16 protein-coding genes are annotated in these 18,798 nt (G+C 62.7%); 6 read left to right on the top strand and 10 right to left on the bottom strand.

The features are described 5' to 3' along the window. Nucleotides 1-303 precede the first annotated feature (303 nt). The 6 genes from J7E24_RS13825 to J7E24_RS13800 all read left to right on the top strand — a co-directional run bounded on the left by J7E24_RS13825 (nt 304) and on the right by J7E24_RS13800 (nt 7,920). Entirely contained in the window at nt 304-3,936 is a 3,633-nt protein-coding gene (locus J7E24_RS13825; protein ID WP_215138742.1) for an ABC transporter permease/M1 family aminopeptidase, read from the top strand. Nucleotides 3,937-4,088: 152 nt separating this feature from the next. Then, nucleotides 4,089-4,550, top strand: coding sequence for a hypothetical protein (locus J7E24_RS13820; protein WP_215138741.1), 462 nt, complete (start codon nt 4,089-4,091; stop codon nt 4,548-4,550). A 124-nt stretch (nt 4,551-4,674) separates the two neighbouring features. Next, entirely contained in the window at nt 4,675-5,244 is a 570-nt protein-coding gene (locus J7E24_RS13815; protein ID WP_215138740.1) for a hypothetical protein, read from the top strand. A gap of 125 nt (nt 5,245-5,369) precedes the next feature. Continuing rightward, the gene (locus J7E24_RS13810) at nt 5,370-5,816 is read left to right on the top strand and encodes a nucleoside deaminase (protein WP_215138739.1); all 447 of its coding nucleotides are present in this window, start codon (nt 5,370-5,372) and stop codon (nt 5,814-5,816) included. Between the two features lie 184 nt (nt 5,817-6,000). Next, nucleotides 6,001-6,606 carry a superoxide dismutase gene (locus J7E24_RS13805; protein ID WP_215138738.1) on the top strand — a complete coding sequence of 202 codons (606 nt, stop codon included), beginning with the start codon at nt 6,001-6,003 and terminating at the stop codon, nt 6,604-6,606. A gap of 204 nt (nt 6,607-6,810) precedes the next feature. Then, the gene (locus J7E24_RS13800; RefSeq protein WP_215138737.1) at nt 6,811-7,920 is read left to right on the top strand and encodes an alkene reductase; all 1,110 of its coding nucleotides are present in this window, start codon (nt 6,811-6,813) and stop codon (nt 7,918-7,920) included. 180 nt (nt 7,921-8,100) lie between these two features. Here the strand turns inward: J7E24_RS13800 and J7E24_RS13795 are convergent, their stop codons facing one another. The 10 genes from J7E24_RS13795 to ccoN form a co-directional block, all read right to left on the bottom strand. After that, nucleotides 8,101-8,796 carry a hypothetical protein gene (locus J7E24_RS13795; RefSeq protein ID WP_215138736.1) on the bottom strand — a complete coding sequence of 232 codons (696 nt, stop codon included), beginning with the start codon at nt 8,794-8,796 and terminating at the stop codon, nt 8,101-8,103. 177 nt (nt 8,797-8,973) lie between these two features. Beyond that, entirely contained in the window at nt 8,974-9,900 is a 927-nt protein-coding gene (gene hemF, locus J7E24_RS13790) for an oxygen-dependent coproporphyrinogen oxidase (protein WP_215138735.1), read from the bottom strand. 135 nt (nt 9,901-10,035) lie between these two features. After that, the gene (locus J7E24_RS13785; protein WP_215138734.1) at nt 10,036-10,953 is read right to left on the bottom strand and encodes a universal stress protein; all 918 of its coding nucleotides are present in this window, start codon (nt 10,951-10,953) and stop codon (nt 10,036-10,038) included. A 101-nt stretch (nt 10,954-11,054) separates the two neighbouring features. Then, nucleotides 11,055-11,783 (bottom strand): sulfite exporter TauE/SafE family protein, encoded by a 729-nt coding sequence (locus tag J7E24_RS13780; RefSeq protein ID WP_215138733.1) that lies wholly within the window; start codon nt 11,781-11,783, stop codon nt 11,055-11,057. Nucleotides 11,784-11,988: 205 nt separating this feature from the next. Then, complete coding sequence (locus tag J7E24_RS13775) at nt 11,989-12,486, bottom strand: FixH family protein (protein WP_215138732.1); 498 nt, start codon at nt 12,484-12,486, stop codon at nt 11,989-11,991. 232 nt (nt 12,487-12,718) lie between these two features. Continuing rightward, nucleotides 12,719-14,134: a cytochrome c oxidase accessory protein CcoG gene (gene ccoG / locus J7E24_RS13770; RefSeq protein ID WP_215138731.1), complete on the bottom strand. Its 1,416-nt coding sequence runs from the start codon at nt 14,132-14,134 to the stop codon at nt 12,719-12,721. A gap of 131 nt (nt 14,135-14,265) precedes the next feature. After that, the gene (locus J7E24_RS13765; RefSeq protein ID WP_215138730.1) at nt 14,266-15,171 is read right to left on the bottom strand and encodes a cbb3-type cytochrome c oxidase N-terminal domain-containing protein; all 906 of its coding nucleotides are present in this window, start codon (nt 15,169-15,171) and stop codon (nt 14,266-14,268) included. Beyond that, a complete protein-coding gene (locus tag J7E24_RS13760; RefSeq protein WP_215138729.1) occupies nt 15,165-15,545 on the bottom strand; it encodes a hypothetical protein in 381 nt (126 codons plus the stop codon). The genes J7E24_RS13765 and J7E24_RS13760 overlap by 7 nt, the downstream gene beginning before the upstream one ends. Further along, nucleotides 15,539-15,760, bottom strand: coding sequence for a hypothetical protein (locus J7E24_RS13755; protein WP_019947385.1), 222 nt, complete (start codon nt 15,758-15,760; stop codon nt 15,539-15,541). The genes J7E24_RS13760 and J7E24_RS13755 overlap by 7 nt, the downstream gene beginning before the upstream one ends. Before the next feature lie 204 nt (nt 15,761-15,964). Beyond that, nucleotides 15,965-18,172 (bottom strand): cytochrome-c oxidase, cbb3-type subunit I, encoded by a 2,208-nt coding sequence (gene ccoN, locus J7E24_RS13750; RefSeq protein WP_251047203.1) that lies wholly within the window; start codon nt 18,170-18,172, stop codon nt 15,965-15,967. Nucleotides 18,173-18,798: the final 626 nt, after the last annotated feature.

Below are 18,798 nucleotides of genomic sequence, written 5' to 3'. Positions count from 1 at the left end.
GCTCTATCCCCCCCCGATTTTTGGCCGCCCGCCCGTGGGGCTGGGGGGGCCCCCCCCCCGCCCGGCCCCGACTGCTATTGGGGGAAACCCCGGGGGGAAGGCGGTTTTTTCCCCCCCATTCCCCAGGCCGAAACAGGGGGGGCCAAGGTGAAAGCACGGGGGGGGGGCGGGGCTTGCCCCGCCCCGCCGTTGGGCGACTAACGTTGAAACGGCGCGAATGGCGGGCGGGGGCAAGCCCCGCCCCTACATCGTTCCTTCTTCCCTTCTAACTCCTGGCTTCCTTGGCTCCTAGCTTCTCCCAAAATGTTTCTACAGATATTCAAGTTTGAACTCTGGTACCGGCTGCGGCGGCCGGCTACCTACATTTATTTCGGCATTCTACTGGTGCTGGCGCTGCTGTTTACGCTGGTAACCGGTGGCTTTTTTGAAAGCCTGACGGCGGTGGTGGGCAGCGGCAAGGTGCACCTGAACTCGCCCTTTACTATTAACGGCCTCACCAACGCCCTCACGCTGCTGCCCGGTATTCTGCTGGTGTCGGCCATGTTCGGGCCAGCCGTGCTACGCGACTTCGACTCGCAGATGCACCCGCTGCTGTACACCGCGCCCATCAGCAAATGGGGCTACCTGGGCGGGCGGTTTTTTGGTACACTGGTGATTACGCTGCTGATGATGGGCGGCATTGCGCTGGGTCAGTTGATCGGGGCGCTGTTTCCGGGTATTCCGGCCGACCGGCTGGGCGAATTTCACCTCAGCTACTACCTGGTTCCTTACCTGACCTTCGTGCTGCCCAACGTGCTGCTGACGGGCGCTATCTTCTTCGCGCTGGCCACCCTCACGCGCCAGGCGCTGAGCACCTACGTGGGCAGCATCGTATTTCTGGTGCTCTACATTGCGGCCCAGGCCCAGCTCTCCGACCTCGATAACCAGACTGTTGCCTCGCTGCTCGACCCGCTGGGCAGCGGCGCCACCCAGCTGCTGACCAAGTACTGGACGCCCGTGGAGAAGAACGTGCGCCTCATCTGGCCCACCGGGTTGTTGGGCCTCAATCGGCTGCTATGGATGAGTGTGGGCCTGCTGCTGGTGGGCTTCTGCTACCTGCGCTTCCGCTTTGCGCAGGGCGCCACGGGCAGCGCCGCCCCACGGCGTGCCGCCGCCGCAAAAACGGCGCTAGGCGTGGTGGCGCCGGCCCCGGTGGCCGTAGCGCTGCCGGCCGTGGAGCAGCACTTCGGCTTTACCCAGTATTTCAATCAATACCTGCGCCTGACTTGGCTGAGTCTGCGCGACGTGCTGCGCAGCCCCTACTTTATTGCCATTGTGGTGGCCGGACTGGCGTTTCTGCTGGCGGCGGCGCTGCAGATTGGCAAGATTTACGACACGACCACCTTCCCGATTACGGCCCAGGTGATTGAGATTCTGTCGGGCTCGTTCTCGCTGTTTGTGCTGGCTATTGTGACGTTTTACGCCGGCGAGCTGGTGTGGAAGGAGCGCGACGCCCGCCTCAACCAGCTCCACGATGCGCTGCCGATACCCAACTGGGTGCCGTTTGCCAGCAAGCTCACGGCCCTACTGCTGGTGCCCGTGGTGCTGCTGCTCGTTGTGATGGTGTTTGGCATCGTGGTGCAGGTGGCTTCCGGCTACTTCAACCTCGAAATCGGGCTGTACCTGCGCTGGCTGTTTGGCCTGAAGCTCATCGACTACTGGCTGCTGGTGGTGCTGGCCGTGGTAGTGCAGGTAGTAGTCAACAACAAGTACCTGGGCCATTTCGTGATGGTGCTGTACTTCGTGTTTACGCTCTTCGCCGGGCAGTTGGGCCTGGAGCACAACCTGCTGATTTACGGCGGCGACTCCGGCATCAGCTACTCCGACATGAACGGCTTCGGCCATTTTGTGGGGCCTTTCCTGTGGTTTAAGCTGTACTGGGCGCTGCTGGCCGTGGCTTTGGCCGTAGCCGCCAACCTGCTGTGGGTGCGCGGCACCGAAACCGACTGGCGCACCCGCCAGCACCTGGCCGGCCGCCGCTTTTCGGGTCCGGCCCGGGCGGCGCTGGCCGTGGCCCTGCTGGGCTTTGTACTGGTGGGCGGCTGGATTTTCTACAACACCAACGTGCTCAATACTTTCCGCGGTAGCAAGGCCCGGCAGCAGCTCACCGTTGATTACGAAAAGAACTACGGCCGCTTCCGACGCACGCCTCAGCCCCGCATTGTGGCCGTGGATGTGAATGTGGATTTGTTTCCGAACCGGCAGGAGTCGCGGGTGCGGGGCCAGTACTGGCTGCGCAATAAAACGAGCCAACCCCTCGATACCGTGGTGCTCAACCTGCCCTCGAACGAGGATGTGAAGGTGCGCAGCATGCAGCTCGGCACCGGCACCACCACCGTGCTGGCCGACTCGGCCATGGGTTTCTACGTGCAGCGCCTGGCCCGCCCGCTGGCCCCCGGCGACTCGCTGGCCCTAAATTTCGACCTGTATTTTGATGCGCCCGGCTTCGAGCAGCGCACCGGCCGCACCGGCATTGTGGCCAACGGCACGTTCGTCAACAATGGCAACCTGCCCCACATCGGCTACAGCGAAAACGCCGAGCTGAGCGAGCCCAGCGCCCGCAAAAAGTTCGGCCTGAAGCCCAAGCCGCGCATGGCCCGCCTCGAAGACACGACGGCCCGCACCAACACCTACATTGCCGCCGACGCCGACTGGGTGCGCTTTGCTGCCACGGTAAGCACCGTGCCCGACCAGCTGGCTTTGGCCCCCGGCTACCTGCAGAAAGAGTGGACCGAAAACGGCCGCCGCTACTTTCGCTACGCCATGGACGCCCCGATTCTCAACTTCTACTCGTTCCAGTCGGCGCGCTACGCCGAGCGCAAGGCCAAGTGGCAGGGCGTTGATATTACGATTTACTACCAGCCAGGCCACGAGTACAACCTGGGCCGCATGGTGCGCGGCGTGCAGGACGCGCTGAGCTACTACACCAAAAACTTCGGGCCCTACCAGCACCGACAGCTGCGCATCATCGAGTTTCCGGGTTATTCGGCCTTCGCGCAGGCGTTTCCGAATACCATTCCGTTCTCCGAAAACATCGGTTTCATTGCCAAAGTCGATACCACCGACCCCAAGGACGTGGACTACCCCTACTACGTGACGGCCCACGAGGTAGCGCACCAGTGGTGGGCCCATCAGGTAATTGGGGCAGCGGCCCAGGGCAGCACGATGATGTCGGAAACCCTCTCGCAGTACTCGGCCCTGATGGTGATGAAGCAGAAGTATGGGCCCGAGCGCATGCGCAAGTTTCTTAAGTACGAGCTGGACAGCTACCTGACGGGCCGCTCCACCGAGCGCATTGCCGAGCAGCCGCTCTACCGCGTCGAAAACCAGCAGTACATCCACTACCGCAAAGGTTCGGTGGTGATGTACGCGCTGGCCAACTACCTCGGCGAAGACAAGGTGAACGAGGCCCTGAGCCAGTATCTGCAGGAAGTGAAGTTCCAGCAGCCGCCCTACACCACCTCGCTCGATTTGCTGCGCAACCTGCGCCAGGCCACGCCCGACTCGCTGCAGTACTTACTCACCGATATGTTCGAGCGTATTGCGCTGTATGAGAACAAGGCCGATTCGGTAACGGCCACCAAGCTCCCCGACGGCCGCTACCGGGTAGATATGGTGCTGAGCGCGAAGAAAGTGTACGCCGACAGCGCCGGCAACGAAACGCCCGCCAAGCGCCTCAACGACCTGATTGATGTGGCCGTACTGGGCCGCACGAAAGTAAATGGCCAGTGGCAGGATGTACCCCTGTACCGCCAGAAGCGCCGTTTTAAAAACGGCATAACCCGCCTGAGCGTCATCGTGCCCTCAAAACCCGAGAAAGCCGGCATCGACCCTTACAACCTGCTTATCGACCGCACCCCGGATGATAACGTGAAGGCGGTGGTGGTGAAGAAATGAGTTTTAAGTAAGCTGCAAGCGACAAGCTTCAAGCGGCAAGCTGACGTTCAACATTAGCTTGCCGCTTAAGGCTTGTCGCTTGCAGCTAAAAACTTGGCCTGACTTCTGTATTAGCTTCGGCAGCTCAACTTCCACTCCCGATTTTCTCTGCCATGCAACGCCCATTTCTACTCGCTTTCGCCGCTTCGCTGCTTGCCTTCTCCACCGTGCAGGCCCAGACGGCGACCAAAATCAAGACCAAAACCAAGGCCGCCAACGGCACCGAGGTAAAGACCAAAACCGACGTGGAGCCGCTCGTGCTCGACGGGCCTATCCGGCGGGTGGAAACGCTGTCGGGCATTGACATTTTCCCGGCTTCGGGCGGCAAAAGCATCATGCTCAGCTTCACCCAGCAGTTCACGCAGCCCGGCACGCTCACGGTAACCAACTATAAGAAGCAGGCCATTTATGCCACCGCGCTCGATCCGCAGAACAACACTGGCGCGCCCGTGGATCTGGGCCGAATTCCGGCCGGCAGCTACCTGGTAGAGGCCAAAACGGGCAACTACGTGTACTGGAAAAAGGTGATGGTAAAGTATCCCGCCGCACCTGTAGCCCGCAAAAAGCGGCGCTAATAGCCCAAGTGGACCGCGCTTTTCGGCGGGCCGGGCAACTGTTTAAGGCTCCGAAGTCGTTTGGGCTTCGGAGCTTTGCATTTCTGGTGGGCCCGGTCGGGCCGGCCTCCTTCTTCTTTCTGCTATGAATTCTGCTTCCCGTTTTTTTCGCTTTGTGCCGTTGCTGGGGCTGCTGTTCGGCCTACTGGCCTTTGCGGGTCCTGGCCTCAAAAAAACAACCATTGCTAAAAACCTGACGATGGGCGTACCCGATGGTTTCGCGCCCCTACCCGACGAGGGCATTGCGGCCAAATACCCGGCCCAGCGCCGCCCACTGGCCGTTTTCACGAGCCCTAATGGCCAGGTAGGCCTGAGCGTCAGCCAGAAGCCCACCAACTTCAGCAACCGCGACTATGGCATGCTGCTCAAGATTTACAAGGCCAGCATCCAGAACATGTACGGCAAGGTGCAATTTCTGCGCGAAGACATCCACACCGTAAACAAGCGCGACTTCGTGATGCTGGAGTTTGTTTCGACGGTTACGGACAACCGCCGCGGTGGCGGCACCCTGGCCCCTATTCGCAAGTACCAGTTGGTGCAGTACGCCATCGAAGCCGAGCAGCTGTACGTGTTCACCTTTGACGCGCCTGCCAGCGAGCAGGCCAAATGGCAGCCCATCGCACAGGCTGCCATGGAGAGTATTATGATGAAGTAAGCCGTAGGGGCGGGGCTTGTCCCCGCCCGCCGTTCGCACCGCTGCAACGGCATTTGTTCAACGATAATCGTTCAACGGCGGGCGGGGACAAGCCCCACCCCTATTCCGTTCCTTAGCCTTTAGAAATGACCCTTTCTCTGCATTCCGACGAGCAGTATATGCGGGAGGCGCTCAAGCAGGCGCGTTATGCGCTGGCCGAGGATGAAATTCCGATTGGGGCCGTGGTAGTGCTCGACAAGCGCATTATCGCCCGCGCTTACAACCAGACCGAGCGCCTGCAGGACGTAACGGCCCACGCCGAAATGCTGGCCCTGACGGCCGCCGCCAACCACCTCGGCAACAAGTACCTGCAGGAATGCACGCTGTACGTGACGGTGGAGCCCTGCGTGATGTGCGCCGGGGCCAGCGCCTGGGCCCAGGTGCGGCGGGTAGTGTTTGGGGCCCCCGAGCCCAAATTCGGCTACCGCCGCCACGGCCGGCTGCTGCACCCCAAGGCCGAAGTGGTAAGCGGCATTTTGGCCGCCGAAAGCGAGGAACTGATGCGGGAATTTTTCGCTCAGAAGCGGAAATAGGCTACTTTTAGTCCGCTGCCGTAACCCTGGCCCCCGCGCTGGGGTTGTATATAGGTAGTATAGAGTAGCTGGTATTGAGTAGTGAGATGATGTTCAGATAACCCATCAGGACAAAACAAACATCGTCTCACTACTCAATACCAACTACTCACTACTAAATTCCAACCCTTAACCCCTTTCTACTATGGCTTTCGAACTGCCCGCCCTTCCGTATGCTTTCGATGCACTGGAGCCGCACATTGATGCGCAAACCATGCAGATTCACCACGGCAAGCACCACCAGGCCTACGTTACCAACCTCAACAATGCCATTGCCGGCACTGACATGGAAGGTAAGAGCCTGGATGATTTGATGCACAACATTGCCGCCGCCCCTACGGCCGTGCGCAACAACGGCGGCGGCCACTGGAACCACTCCCTGTTCTGGCAGGTGCTGAGCCCCAATGGCGGCGGCGAGCCCACCGGCGCCGTAGCCGAGGCCATTACCAAGTCGTTTGGCTCCTACGAGAAGTTCAAGGAAGAATTCACCAAGGCCGCCGGCACGCGCTTCGGCTCGGGCTGGGCCTGGCTCTGCAAAGAATCCAACGGCTCGCTGACAATCTGCTCGACGCCCAACCAGGACAACCCCCTGATGCCCGATGCCGGCTGCAAAGGTACCCCCGTACTGGGCCTCGATGTGTGGGAGCACGCCTACTACCTCAAGTACCAGAACAAGCGCCCCGACTACGTGGCCGCTTTCTACAACCTCATCAACTGGGACGAAGTGAACAAGCGCTTCCAGGCCGCTTAAGCTCCTTTTTCGTTACCCGTTATTTGCAGTTCGGCTCGCATAAATTCGAGTTGCTGAACGGAAAACGTACCAGTAAAACCTTCGCTCCAATTGGGGTGAAGGTTTTTTTGTGGCGCGCCGACACTTTTTTTAACAGGACAGCAAACCTTTTGCGAGTAGATACGCTTAAAGACCAATCAATGTATCTACATCATTTTTGCATTCATGTCTGACACGCTCTTTTCCTCGGCCCAGCTCGGCCCGCTTACGCTTCGCAACAAGGTAGTAATGGCCCCCATGACGCGCGCCCGCTCGCTGGGCAACGTGCCCGGCCCGCTGGTAGCCGAGTATTACGCACAGCGCGCTTCGGCCGGCCTCATCATTGCCGAGGGCACGGCCCCGAATGCCAATGGTTTGGGCTACGCCCGCATTCCGGGTCTGTTCAATGCCGAGCAGGCGGCCGGCTGGAAGCTGGTGACCGACGCAGTGCATGCCCGCGAAGGCCGCATTTTTGTGCAGTTTATGCATACCGGCCGTATCAGCCACAGCCTGAACCTGCCCGAAGGGGCGGAGGTGGTGGCTCCTTCGGCCGTAAAGGCCGGTGGCGAAATGTGGACCGACCAGCAGCAGATGCTGCCCCACCCCGAGCCCCGCGCCCTGACCACCGCCGAGGTGAAGCAGGTAATTCAGGACTTTGCCAAAGCTGCCAAGCTGGCCGTGGAAGAAGCCGGTTTTGATGGTGTGGAGCTACACGCGGCCAACGGCTACCTGCTGGAGCAGTTCCTCAATCCCAACACCAACCAGCGCACCGACGAGTACGGTGGCTCACCCGAGAACCGGGCCCGCTTCGTGCTGGAAGTGGCCGATGCTACCATCGCCGCCATCGGGGCCGAGCGCACCGGCATCCGGCTCTCGCCCTGGGGCACGTTCAACGACATGGGCGCCTACGAGGGTGTCAACGACTTCTACGAGTACCTGGCCACCGAACTGCAGCGCCGCAACCTGGTGTACCTGCACCTCATCAACCCCGAAACCATCAAGGCCCCGGCCGCCTCGGCCGACACCGTGGGGATTATGCGCCGCGCCTTCACCAATACGCTCATCCTGAGCAGCGCCTACGACGCAGCTAAGGCCCAGGAGGAGCTGCAGAAGGGCCGCGCCGACCTCGTGGCATTTGGCCGTCCTTTCATCAGCAACCCCGACCTGGTGGAGCGCATGGAGGCTGGTGCCGAGTTGGCCGAGGGCGACCAGGCTACTTACTACGGTCCCGGCCCCGAGGGCCTGCACCAGGGCTACACCGACTACCCGGCCCTGGCCGAGGCGCAGGTGTCCTGAACTGTTAGCTGTTAGCTGTTAGCTGTTAGCTGAAAAACGTCATCTTGAGCAAAGCGAAGGACCTTATCCCGTTAAAACGATATCGTAACAACGACTCGTTTTAACGGGATAAGGTCCTTCGCTTTGCTCAAGATGACAGCCACCGGTCAGCTTGCTGCTTGAGGCTTGTGGCTTGCAGCTCTACTTCGGGCAGGCGCCGCGCAGGTCGATGAACACGATGCGCCAGCGGCCCCCAGCCCCGGCCGATTTGGAGAAGTGAAACTGGTAGCCGGTACTGGTTTGCAGCACGCCGCGCACGCAACGGCCTACCGCGGCCTGGGCCTGGTTGCGGGTGGCTTGGTTTAGCGTAGCCGTCTGCCAGAAATCCTGAGCCCGGAACTGGGTAGAGGGGCCGTTGAAGCAGCCTTTTTGGGCGAAAGTGCCGGCTGGGCAGCTGGGCTCGGGCAGGCGCTCCACCACCTGGGGCGTGGGGCAGTCCATAAGTTTCTTATCGAGGCTGAACAGCGGCTTATCGGTTTGGGTGAGCAGTTTTTTCACGTCGGCCACACGGGTAATAACGGGTTTACCGCCCGACTGCTCCAGCAGCCAAAGGCCGTACTCGGGGTCGATGAGCTGGTTGAAGGTTTCGGCATCGTGGCCGCGCAGGCTGCCTTCCAGAATCACCCAGGCGCCGGCCACGCTGGTATCGGCGGGCAGCACGGCTTTTTCGGTCCCGGCAGTGGCCGGGTCGGGGTCGGGCACGTCGGCCGAGGTCAGCACCTGGGCCTCCTGGCCCGTGGCGCGGGGCTCGTCGGGCATGCCGTTAGGGTTTTTCGTGTCGCCGCAGGCAGTCAGCAAGAAAGCAGCCAGAGCCGGGAGTAGCAGAGGAAAGCGCATGAATATGGGTTGAGAAGTCGGGGGAAATAGGGGATGGAAAGGGGGAGATTGAGACTAAATTGACTGTCATGCTGAGCGACGCCGGAGCCGTAGTCGAAGCATCTNNAGATGCTTCGACTACGGCTCCGCCTTCGCTCAGCATGACACGTTCTTTTTTGTCCGACAGCCGAACAGCCCCTACACCCACGCCACATCCTTGCGGAGCAAGGCCTGGGTGGCGGCTTCGGGCGAGTTGGGGGCTATTTGGAAATCGTAGTGCCACTCGCACTGGGGCGGCAGGCTCATGAGGATGCTTTCGGTGCGGCCGCCGGTTTCGAGGCCGAACTTGGTACCCCGGTCGATGGCCAGGTTGAACTCGGCGTAGCGGCCGCGGCGCACCAGCTGCCACTGCTTCTGGGTTTCGGTGTGGGGCTGGTCGCGGTTTAGGCGCATCAGCTCGGCGTAGGTGCGGCCGTACACCTCGCCCACGTCCTGCACGAAGGCAAACAGCTCCTCGAACGAGCCGTCGCGGCCCACGGTAAGGCGGTCGAAGAAGATGCCGCCCACGCCGCGGGTTTCCTGGCGGTGGGGCAGAAAGAAGTACTCGTCGGCCCACTGCTTGAAGCGCGGGTAGTAGCTGGCATCATGCCGGTCGCAGCTGATTTTGATTTGTTCGTGAAACCAGCGGGCCTGGGCCTCCTCCACGTAAATGGGCGTCAAATCGAGCCCGCCGCCGAACCAGGCCTCGCCGTTGCCGGCCTCGAAATACCGCACGTTCATGTGCGAAATGGGCACCAGCGGGCTGCGCGGGTGCTGCACCACGCTCACGCCGGTGGCAAAGTAGCCGGGGTCGGGCATGAGCAGCTGCCGGGCCGCCGCGTCGCTCATGCGGCCCGACACGGCCGAGAAGTTCACGCCGCCCTTTTCCAGCACGTCGCCGTTGCTGATAACGCGGGTCAGGCCCCCGCCACCGCCCGCGTGCTCCCAGGCATCCTGCCGGAAAGTGGCGCCGCCATCGGCCATTTCAAGCTGTCGGCACAGCCAGTTCTGGAATTCGCGCATCCAGCTTTCCACCGTAGTGCGGGCCGGAATAAGGTCGTGGGCGGAAGTGGTGAGGGTTGACATAGCGTACTGTTTTTGGGTGATAAAAGGCCGGTGTAGAGACGCGTATTCGCGTCTCGTCGTTGAACGACCGGCCGCAGAACGGCTGGCAATCAATTAGCCAACGTCAGCAACCATGAGTCGCGATGGGTCGCGTCTCTACAGCCCGGCCAGCGTGCGGGGCGTTTGAGCCTCAGTTGGGGCGAGGCGCTCGGCGCATTTGTCGCAGCAGGTGACGGCGGCGGCCGGCGCGGTGGCAGGCAGCACCAGCACCGGGATGCAGGTGTGGTAGGCGCGGGTGGCCGTGTAGCAGGCATCGAAGTAGCGCAGCAGCTCGGCCTGACTGGCGGGCGCAATCAGCAGCAGCTGGGCCTGGGTGCGGGCGCAGAAGTCGCCGGTGCCTTCCAGCGGGGCGTCGTCTTCGAGCAGGTGGCGATTGATGGCCGGCCAGGTGAGCTGGGCGGCGGCGCGGCCCAGCGCCAGCTGCAGGGCGCGGCGGCGGCTTCGCTCCTGCGGCGCATAGAACTGCACCAACTCCAGCGGGGCCGGGAAGGCCTCGGCCAAAGCCGAAGCGCGGGGCAGCACGGCCAGCGGCAGGGCGCTGAAATCGGCGGCGAAAACCAGGCGGTTGGGCAACGAGCGGCGGCCCGGCGGCACAATCAGCACCGGGCAATCGACCAGCTCGCGGATGGCGGCGGCGTGGTTGCCGGGGGCTTCGGCGCGGCCGCAGTCCACGTGCTCAAGGCCCATCACCAGCATGTCAGCCGCGCAGCGGGCAGCTTCGGCGCGCACGTAATCGTGGAGGCAGCCGCTGTGCAGGCGGTAGCGGTAGCGGATGCGGCGGCCGTCCTGGCGGGTGAGCTGCTGGTAGCGCAGGCGCTCGACCAGGCTCCGCAGGCGCTGCTCTTCGGCGGCCAGCACGCTGGCCGTAGTGGTGGCCGACTGGGCCTCGGCGGGTGCGGGGTGGCAGTAGAGCAGCACGATTTCGGCGGGCCAGCGCACGGCCAGCTTGTTGGCGTAGGCGAGGGTATGCTCGGCGGCGGCAGTGTGGTCGAGGGAAACAAGCAGGGTTTTCATGGGCTGGCGGGAAAGGATGCGTGGGAGAGAGGAGAAGGACTGATGAGAAAGCGCGGCCACCAGCGGCCAGCGCAGCATCAGGAATGAATCAGGGAATGAAATCAGTGGCAGATGGTGACGGTGGTAGCGGGCCGCTCGGCGGGGGCGGCCGCGGCCGTGGCGGCGGGCAGTTGCGGGCTCAGGTACGGGATGCCCAGCCCGAGGCCGCGCACGATGAACAGGGCGGCCAGGCCCAGCGCCAGCACCGGCACGGCCCGCCGCAGCCGCCCGCGCCACACCAGCGGCACGAGCTGGCCGGTGAGCGAGAGGGCCAGCATGAGCGGCAGCGTACCCAGCCCGAACAAAGCCATATAGGCCGCGCCGCCCGCCATTCCGGGCGCACTCAGGGCCCCGGCCAGGGCCAGGTACACCAGCCCGCAGGGCAGCAGGCCGTTGAGCAGGCCGGTGGTGTACAGCGCGCCCAGCGTGGGCTTTTGGTAGAAATACGCCAGCCGGTTTTTCACCTGGGCCAGCACCGGCGCAAGGCCTAGCGCCCCGGCGGCGCGGCCTAAATACTGCTCGGGCGTCACTACCAGTACCAGAATCAGCAGGCCCGAGAGTAGCGACAGGCTTTGCTGCCAGCCGGCCAGCTGCAGACCCTGCCCCAGCCCCCCGGCCACTGCCCCCAGCGTGGCGTAAGTCGTCACCCGGCCCAGGTTGTAGAGCACCCGCCCCAGCACGTAGCGCCCGCGCGACTGCCCCGCGCCCGGCAACGCCAGCGCAATGGCCCCGCACATGCCCACGCAGTGGAAGCTGCCAATCAACCCGAATAAGAACCCGGCCCAGAGCATGCGGTGAGGTGGTGATTTGGTGAGATGGTGAGTTAATGTTCTAAGGGCCTGTCATGCTGAGCGGTCATGCTGAGCGAAGGCGGAGCCGCAGTCGAAGCATCTCGCGTGCAGTGCTAATTCTGCCGTCCGCAACGAAGCGGTAGAGATGCTTCGACTGCGTCTCCGGCTTCGCTCAGCATGACACCGTTCTTTTCAATCCCTGCTCCTACTCCTCAATCGACAGCACTTCTTCCAGGAAATAGGGCTGATTGTTGGCGGTGAACTGCACGCGCAGGCGCCAGAGGCCGGGGGCCAGGCGGCTGGTGTTGAGCTGCTGGCGGGCCGGCTCGCCGGTGGGTTGGAAGGGCAGCGTGAAATCGAGCTGCTGGTTGGAGGGGCGGAAGAACTGCAGCGTGCCTTCCACGGCCTGGCCGCGCAACGAAGCGGGCAGCTCCAGCGTGAGGCGGTGCGCGGCGGCATCCAGCGCCACCTGCACCGGGGCGGGCAGGGCGTTGGCGCGGGCCACGGCCTCCATGCGCTGGCCGTGGCGCAGCTCCTGCTGGTAGTAGTCGGCACTCACCAGATCCACGCTGGTGCGCATGGCCTGCTGCACCATGTAGCCGATATAGCCGGCAAACAGCACGAAGGTGGCAATGATGTAGTAGGGCCAGTAGGAAGTCTTTTGCTGCGCCATGAGGCTGGGGGAAGTGGAATGCTGGGACATAGGAATAAAGAGTATAGGGTAGTAGGTATTTGAAAAAAGAACGGTGTCATGCGGAGCGAAGCCGAAGCATCTCGCGGGCAACGCTAACTCTGTCGTCTGGCTCCCCCTCTCCCCCTGGAGAGGGGGCCGGGGGGTGAGGCGAGGCGCCTGCAACGAAGCGGTAGAGCTGCTTCGACTCCGCTCCGCATGACCCGTTCTTTTCACCAAATCACCAAGCCACCAAATCACCATCTCACTGTACCGGGCCCAGGAACTTGGTGCTGGTTTCGGCGATGAGCTCGTCGCCGCTGTAGATGCCGATGCGCAGGGGCTGGTTGGTTTCGTGCAGGGCGGCGCGGGGCAGCTCCACGAAAAACACGCTTTCGGTGAGGCCCTGGGCGGGCAGGCGCAGGCCGGTTTCGGGGGCGCCCACCACCGTGAGCGTGCCGCCGGCTGGCTCCAGCACCCGCAGCGAAATCGGGTAGGGCTGGTTGGTTTTGTTGATGACCGAGATGTTGTAAAGGTTGCGGATGGTGCCCTGCTCGGTTTTCTGGTAGAGCTGGCCCGGCGTGCGCAGCACCGTGGCCGCCACGTTGGAGCGCGAAAGCAGCAGGAAGCCCAGCGCAATAGTCAGCACGCCCAGCACGCCCGAAAGGGCCTTCATGCGGCCGGTGAGGCGGAACTTGGTGCCGCGGGCAATGTCGTTTTCCGAGGCGTGGCGGATGAGGTTGGGCGGCAGGTTCACCAGCTCCATGATGTTGTTGCAGGCGTCGATGCAGGCGGTGCAGTTAGTGCATTCCAGCTGCTGGGCACCGTTGCGGATGTCGATGCCGGTGGGGCACACCTGCACGCACTGGTGGCAGTCGATGCAGTCGCCGGCGAGGCGCTCCTCGTTTTTGCGCAGCTTGGCGCGGGGCTCGCCGCGCTGATAGTCATAGGCTACCACGAGGCTGTCTTTATCGAGCAACACGCCCTGCAGGCGGCCGTAGGGGCAGGCAATGGTGCACACCTGCTCGCGGAAGCGGGCAAACACCCAGTAGAACACGCCCGTGAACAGCACCATTGACGAGAGGCCGCCCAGGTGGGCCGTTATCGGGTCGGTGATGATCTGGATGAGCGCCTCGGTGCCGATGATGTAGGCCAGGAACGTGTTGGCAATCAGGAACGACAGGGCCAGGAAGATGACGTGCTTGGCCGTTTTGCGCCAGAGCTTGTCCCAGTCGAGCGGCCGGCGGTCGAGGGCCTTTTGCTGGGGCGCGTCGCCTTCAATCCAGTACTCGATGCGCCGGAACACCATCTCCATGAAGATGGTCTGGGGGCACACCCAGCCGCAGAACACCCGCCCGTACACGATGGTGAACAGGTAGATGAACAGCACGAAGGCCATAGCCGCAATCAGCAGGATAAAGAAATCCTGGGGCCAGAAGATCTGGCCGAAGATGATGAACTTCCGCTCGGGGAAGTTGAGCATCAGCACTGGCAGGCCCTTAATGCGCAGCCAGGGGCCGCCAAACAGCAGCGCCAGCAGGCCGTAGCTGATCCATTTGCGGGCCTCGTAGAGGCGGCCGCTGGGCTTTTTGGGGTACAGCCACACGCGCTTGCCCTCGGCATCCACCGTCGAGATGGAGTCGCGGAACGAGTCGTCGGGTTGATAAGGAGCGGTGGACATGGCTTTTGAGCTGTTAGCTGAAAGCTGTTAGCTGTTAGCTTTTTCGAGCTGGCAGCTGAACAGGACTGACTGCAATCAGTGCAGACTTAAAGGGATTGGGGGGCGTTTTCTCTCAAGAGAAGAGCTAGCAGCTAATGGCTAACAGCTGTTATCGCGCGGGCTTCCTTCTCGCCCTGGGGCTCTTTGGCGTTGGGCGGGTTGGTGCCGCGGATGGATTCGATGTAGGAGGCTACCTGGAGCATCTGCTTGCCCGAGAGCTTGCCCTTCCAGGCCACCATGCCTTTGCTGGTGACACCGAACTTGATGGTTTTATACACCTGGTTGATGTCGCCGCCGTGCAGCCAGTAGTCGTCCGTCAGGTTGGGGCCTACTTTGCCCTCGCCCTCGGTGCCGTGACAGGCCGCGCAGTTGGTCACGAACAGGGCCTTGCCAGCTTCCAGGTCGGGGCCCGCGGTGAGGGCGGTGTAGGTGGTGAGCTTGTTGGGGTCGTTGTCGTCGGCCGATACGAGCAGGGCGGCCTGCTGCATCTCGGTTTCGTACTCGGCCAGCTGCAAATCGCCGGTATAGGTAACGTGGTAGAACACCATGTAGCCGATGGCAAACACGATGGTGAAGTAGAAGCCGTACTTCCACCACGGCGGCAGGTCGTTGTCGTACTCGGTGATGCCGTCGTAGGCGTGGCCCATCAGCTCGTCCTTGTCTTTGCCGGTGATCAGGGCGGCGTCGCCCACGAGCAGGCCCAGCACCTTGCCGCTCCAGGTGTCGTGCACCGTGGGCAGGTGGTAGAGGGCGCGCAGCTGGGGCTTCATCTTGACCACAATCAAGACGAAGAGCAAACCGAACACGAGCAGCACCAGCGCCAGCGTAGCCAGCAGAAACCAGAACAGCATCAGTTGGCCGCCCGAAACTGCGGCGGTGGGGGCGGCTGCCGCAGCCGCATCGGCGGCCGGCGCGGCATCCTGGGCAACGGCGGCCAGGGCGGGGGCTAGCAGGGCAGCCGGCAGCAGCGCCCGGCGCAGAGAAAAGAGCGTTAGCATAAAACAGGTTCCTCGACTTCGAATGAATGAACGGGCACGGCGGCCGGCGCCGGCGCGGCCACTACCGGAGCAGCTGGGGGGGCCAGCCCTACGGCCGGGGCGCTGGCCGGAGCCGCAGCGGCGGCTTCGGTTTCGGCCTGTTCGGCTTGCCAGCGCATGGCCGAGGCGGCCGAGCCAACAGTCATGATGAGCATCACGCCCACCACGCCCAGGCCGGCCAGCAGCAGCCACAGCAGCACGTTGGGGCCAGTAGCGGCGGCGGCGGGGGCGGCCGGGGCCGTTTGGGCGGCGGCGGGCAGGGTGGCCAGCAGGCCGGCGGCGAGCAGCAGCGCGCGGCGGGGGCCGGCGGCGGTCAGGAGCGGGCAGGTTACCATGGCTTGGCGTTGTAAAAGGCAGCGGCTTCGGCCTCGTCGGTGGCGGCGTCGGCCGCGTCGGGGCGCAGGGGCATCTGGCTCATATCGTGCAGGTGCTGGCGGTTGGCGATGAGCACGTACACGAGCAGGCCGAGGAAGAACAGGAAGAATATGACGAACGAGATAAGCGGGTATATCTCGATGCCGGCAATCGAACGCAACACTTCTTTATGCATGACGAAGGGGGTGTTAGGGAACTGAGGGACTTGGGGGCTGAAGGGGCGTCATTCAGAGCATGTGGCGCATTGAGCCAGGGACGAAGAATCTCGCTCGGACTCGTTGCACTGCTGATTGTTCAATAGCTTCAAGCGAGATTCTTCGCTGCGCTCTGAATGACGTTCTTCTAAGCTCTTGTGCCTTGGCCGGGGGGCCGCTCCGGCTTACTGGCCGGCCGTTTCGGCGACGGGCTTCACCTTGATGTCGGTGCCGAGGCGCTGCAGGTAGGCAATGAGGGCCACAATCTCCTTGTCCGATTTCACGTCGATGTCCTCTTTCTTCAGGTCCGCCGCAATCTGGTCGGCCTGGCGGCGGGCGTCGGCTTCGGCCTGCTTATCGTAGCCGGCGCGGTAAGGCGTGCCCAGCTTCTGCAGCGCCCTGATTTTGGCCGGCAGTTCGGCGTAGTCCGTCTCGTTCTCATACAGCCACGGGTAGGGCGGCATGATGGAGCCGGGCGACATGCTGGTGGGGTCGAGCATGTGGTTGTAGTGCCAGGAGTGCGGGTACTTGCCGCCGAGGCGGTGCAGGTCGGGGCCGGTGCGCTTGCTGCCCCACAGGAAGGGACGGTCGTACACAAACTCACCGGCCTTGCTGTACTCGCCGTAGCGCTCGGTTTCGGAGCGGAACGGGCGCACCATCTGGGTGTGGCAGTTCGAGCAGCCCTCCTTGATGTAGAGGTCGCGGCCCTGCAGCTCCAGTGCCGAGTAGGGCTTCACGGCCGCAATGGTGGGCACGTTGCTCTTGATGAGGAAGGTGGGCACCATCTCCACGGCGCCGCCGATGGCAATGGCCACGGTGGCCCAGATGGCCATCTGGAAGGGGCGACGCTCAATCCAGCGGTGCCAGTGGCCTTCGTTGGCGTGGGGGTCCTGGTCGGCGGGCAGCAGCGGGGCGGCCTGGGCCTTCTCCTCGGCCAGCAGCGAGCCGGCTTTGGCGGTCTTCACCAGGTTGTACACCATCAGGAACACGCCGCTCAGGTACAGGATGCCACCGATACCGCGCAGGTAGTACATGGGCACAATCTGGAGCACGGTTTCGAGGAAGTTGGGGTACTGCAGCATCCCCTCGGCGTTGAACTGCTTCCACATCAGGCCCTGCGTGAAGCCGGCCCAGTACATCGGAATGGCGTAGAACAGGATGCCCAGCGTACCAATCAGGAAGTGCAGGTTAGCCAGCTTCTTCGAGTGCAGCGGCGTGCGGTAGAGGCGCGGCCACAGCCAGTAGAGCATGGCAAACGTGAGGAAGCCGTTCCAGCCCAAAGCGCCTACGTGCACGTGCGCTACAATCCAGTCGGTAAAGTGGGCAATGGCGTTCACGTTCTTCAGGCTCAGCATCGGGCCCTCGAAGGTGGCCATGCCGTAGGCCGTGATGGCCACCACCAGGAACTTGAGCACCGGCTCCTCCCGCACTTTGTCCCAGGCCCCGCGCAGGGTCAGCAGGCCGTTGATCATGCCGCCCCAGCTGGGCGCGAGCAGCATCACGCTAAAGGCCACGCCCAGGCTTTGCGCCCAGTCGGGCAGCGAGGTGTAGAGCAGGTGGTGCGGACCGGCCCAGATGTAGATGAAAATCAAGGACCAGAAGTGGATAATGCTCAGGCGGTACGAGTACACCGGCCGGCCGGCGGCCTTGGGCAGGAAGTAGTACATCAGGCCCAGGTAGGGGGTGGTCAGGAAGAAGGCCACGGCGTTGTGGCCGTACCACCACTGCACCAGCGCATCCTGCACGCCGGCGTAGGCCGAGTAGCTCTTCATGAAGCTCACCGGAATGGCCATCGAGTTGACGATGTGCAGCACGGCCACCGTCAGGAAGGTGGCGATGTAGAACCAGATGCCCACGTACAGGTGCCGCTCGCGCCGCCTGGCAATCGTGCCGAACATGTTCCAGCCGAACACCACCCAGATAATAGTGATGAGGATGTCGATGGGCCACTCCAGCTCGGCGTACTCCTTGCTGGTGGTGAAGCCCATGGGCAGGGAGATGAGCGCGCTCAGGATAACGAGCTGCCAGCCCCAGAAGTGGAGCTTGCTCAGGGCCTTGGAGTACATGGGCGTCTTGCACAGGCGTTGCAGCGAGTAGTAAACGCCCATGAAAATACCGTTACCCACGAAGGCAAAAATCACGGCGTTGGTGTGCAGCGGCCGGATGCGCCCGAAGGTGGTAAAGGAGGTGTGCAGGTTGACATCGGGCTGGGCCAGCTGGAAGGCGGCCATGATGCCCACCAACATCCCGGCAATGCCCCAGAACACCGTGGCCAGGCCAAAGTCGCGGACAATCCGGTTGTCATAAAAGAAGGTGTCCACGGCCCGCTCCTGGTCAGGATGAACCAGGACGGAGTCGGGCGCGGCCGGCGGTAGCGGTGTTGCGGCTTGCATGGAGGGGACTGACTAAGTAAAGAATGTCCCAAAGGTCCCCCACGCCCCCCGCGCATCGCATGACGCCGGTTAGCCGCCCGCTTGATTTGTATCAGGAAGCGAGGCAACGGTGCCGCCGCCGGCTTGCTCTTCCCGAGCCTACGTTGCCCAGGCTATCATTTTCGACGCAGCGAACAGCGCTTTCGCTTTACCGGAAGGCGTCTTCGGTGCGTTGGTTACCGTTTTCGACGCACCGGAAGGCGTCTTCGGTGCGTTGGTTGGCGTCTTCGTCGCACCGGACAGAGCTTCCGATGCGTAGGACAGAGCTTCCTACGCGTAGGACAGAGCTTCCTACGCGTAGGACAGAGCTTGCTCTGCGTAGGACAGAGCTTCCGATGCGTCCGACAGCGCGTTGGATGCGTCCAAAACGCCGTCGGACGCATCCAAAACGCTGTCCGGTAAATCGGAAATGGCCTTCACGGCCTGGAAACGCACAAACGGCTTATCGGGCCGGGGTTTGCCCCTGCCCTAGGAGCTGTTCTCAATTAAGGTAAAGCGTCATAACTCGCAGACAGATAAAGGAGTCAAACGTGCGGTCTAGCTTATCGTAGCGTGTGGCTAAGCGTCTAAATTGCTTTATCTTGCTG

The sequence above is a fragment of the Hymenobacter sp. ISL-91 genome (assembly GCF_018613725.1).
Lineage (GTDB): Bacteria > Bacteroidota > Bacteroidia > Cytophagales > Hymenobacteraceae > Hymenobacter.
Note: the sequence above shows the minus strand (reverse complement) of the source record. Positions and strands in the feature narration are given on the sequence as shown.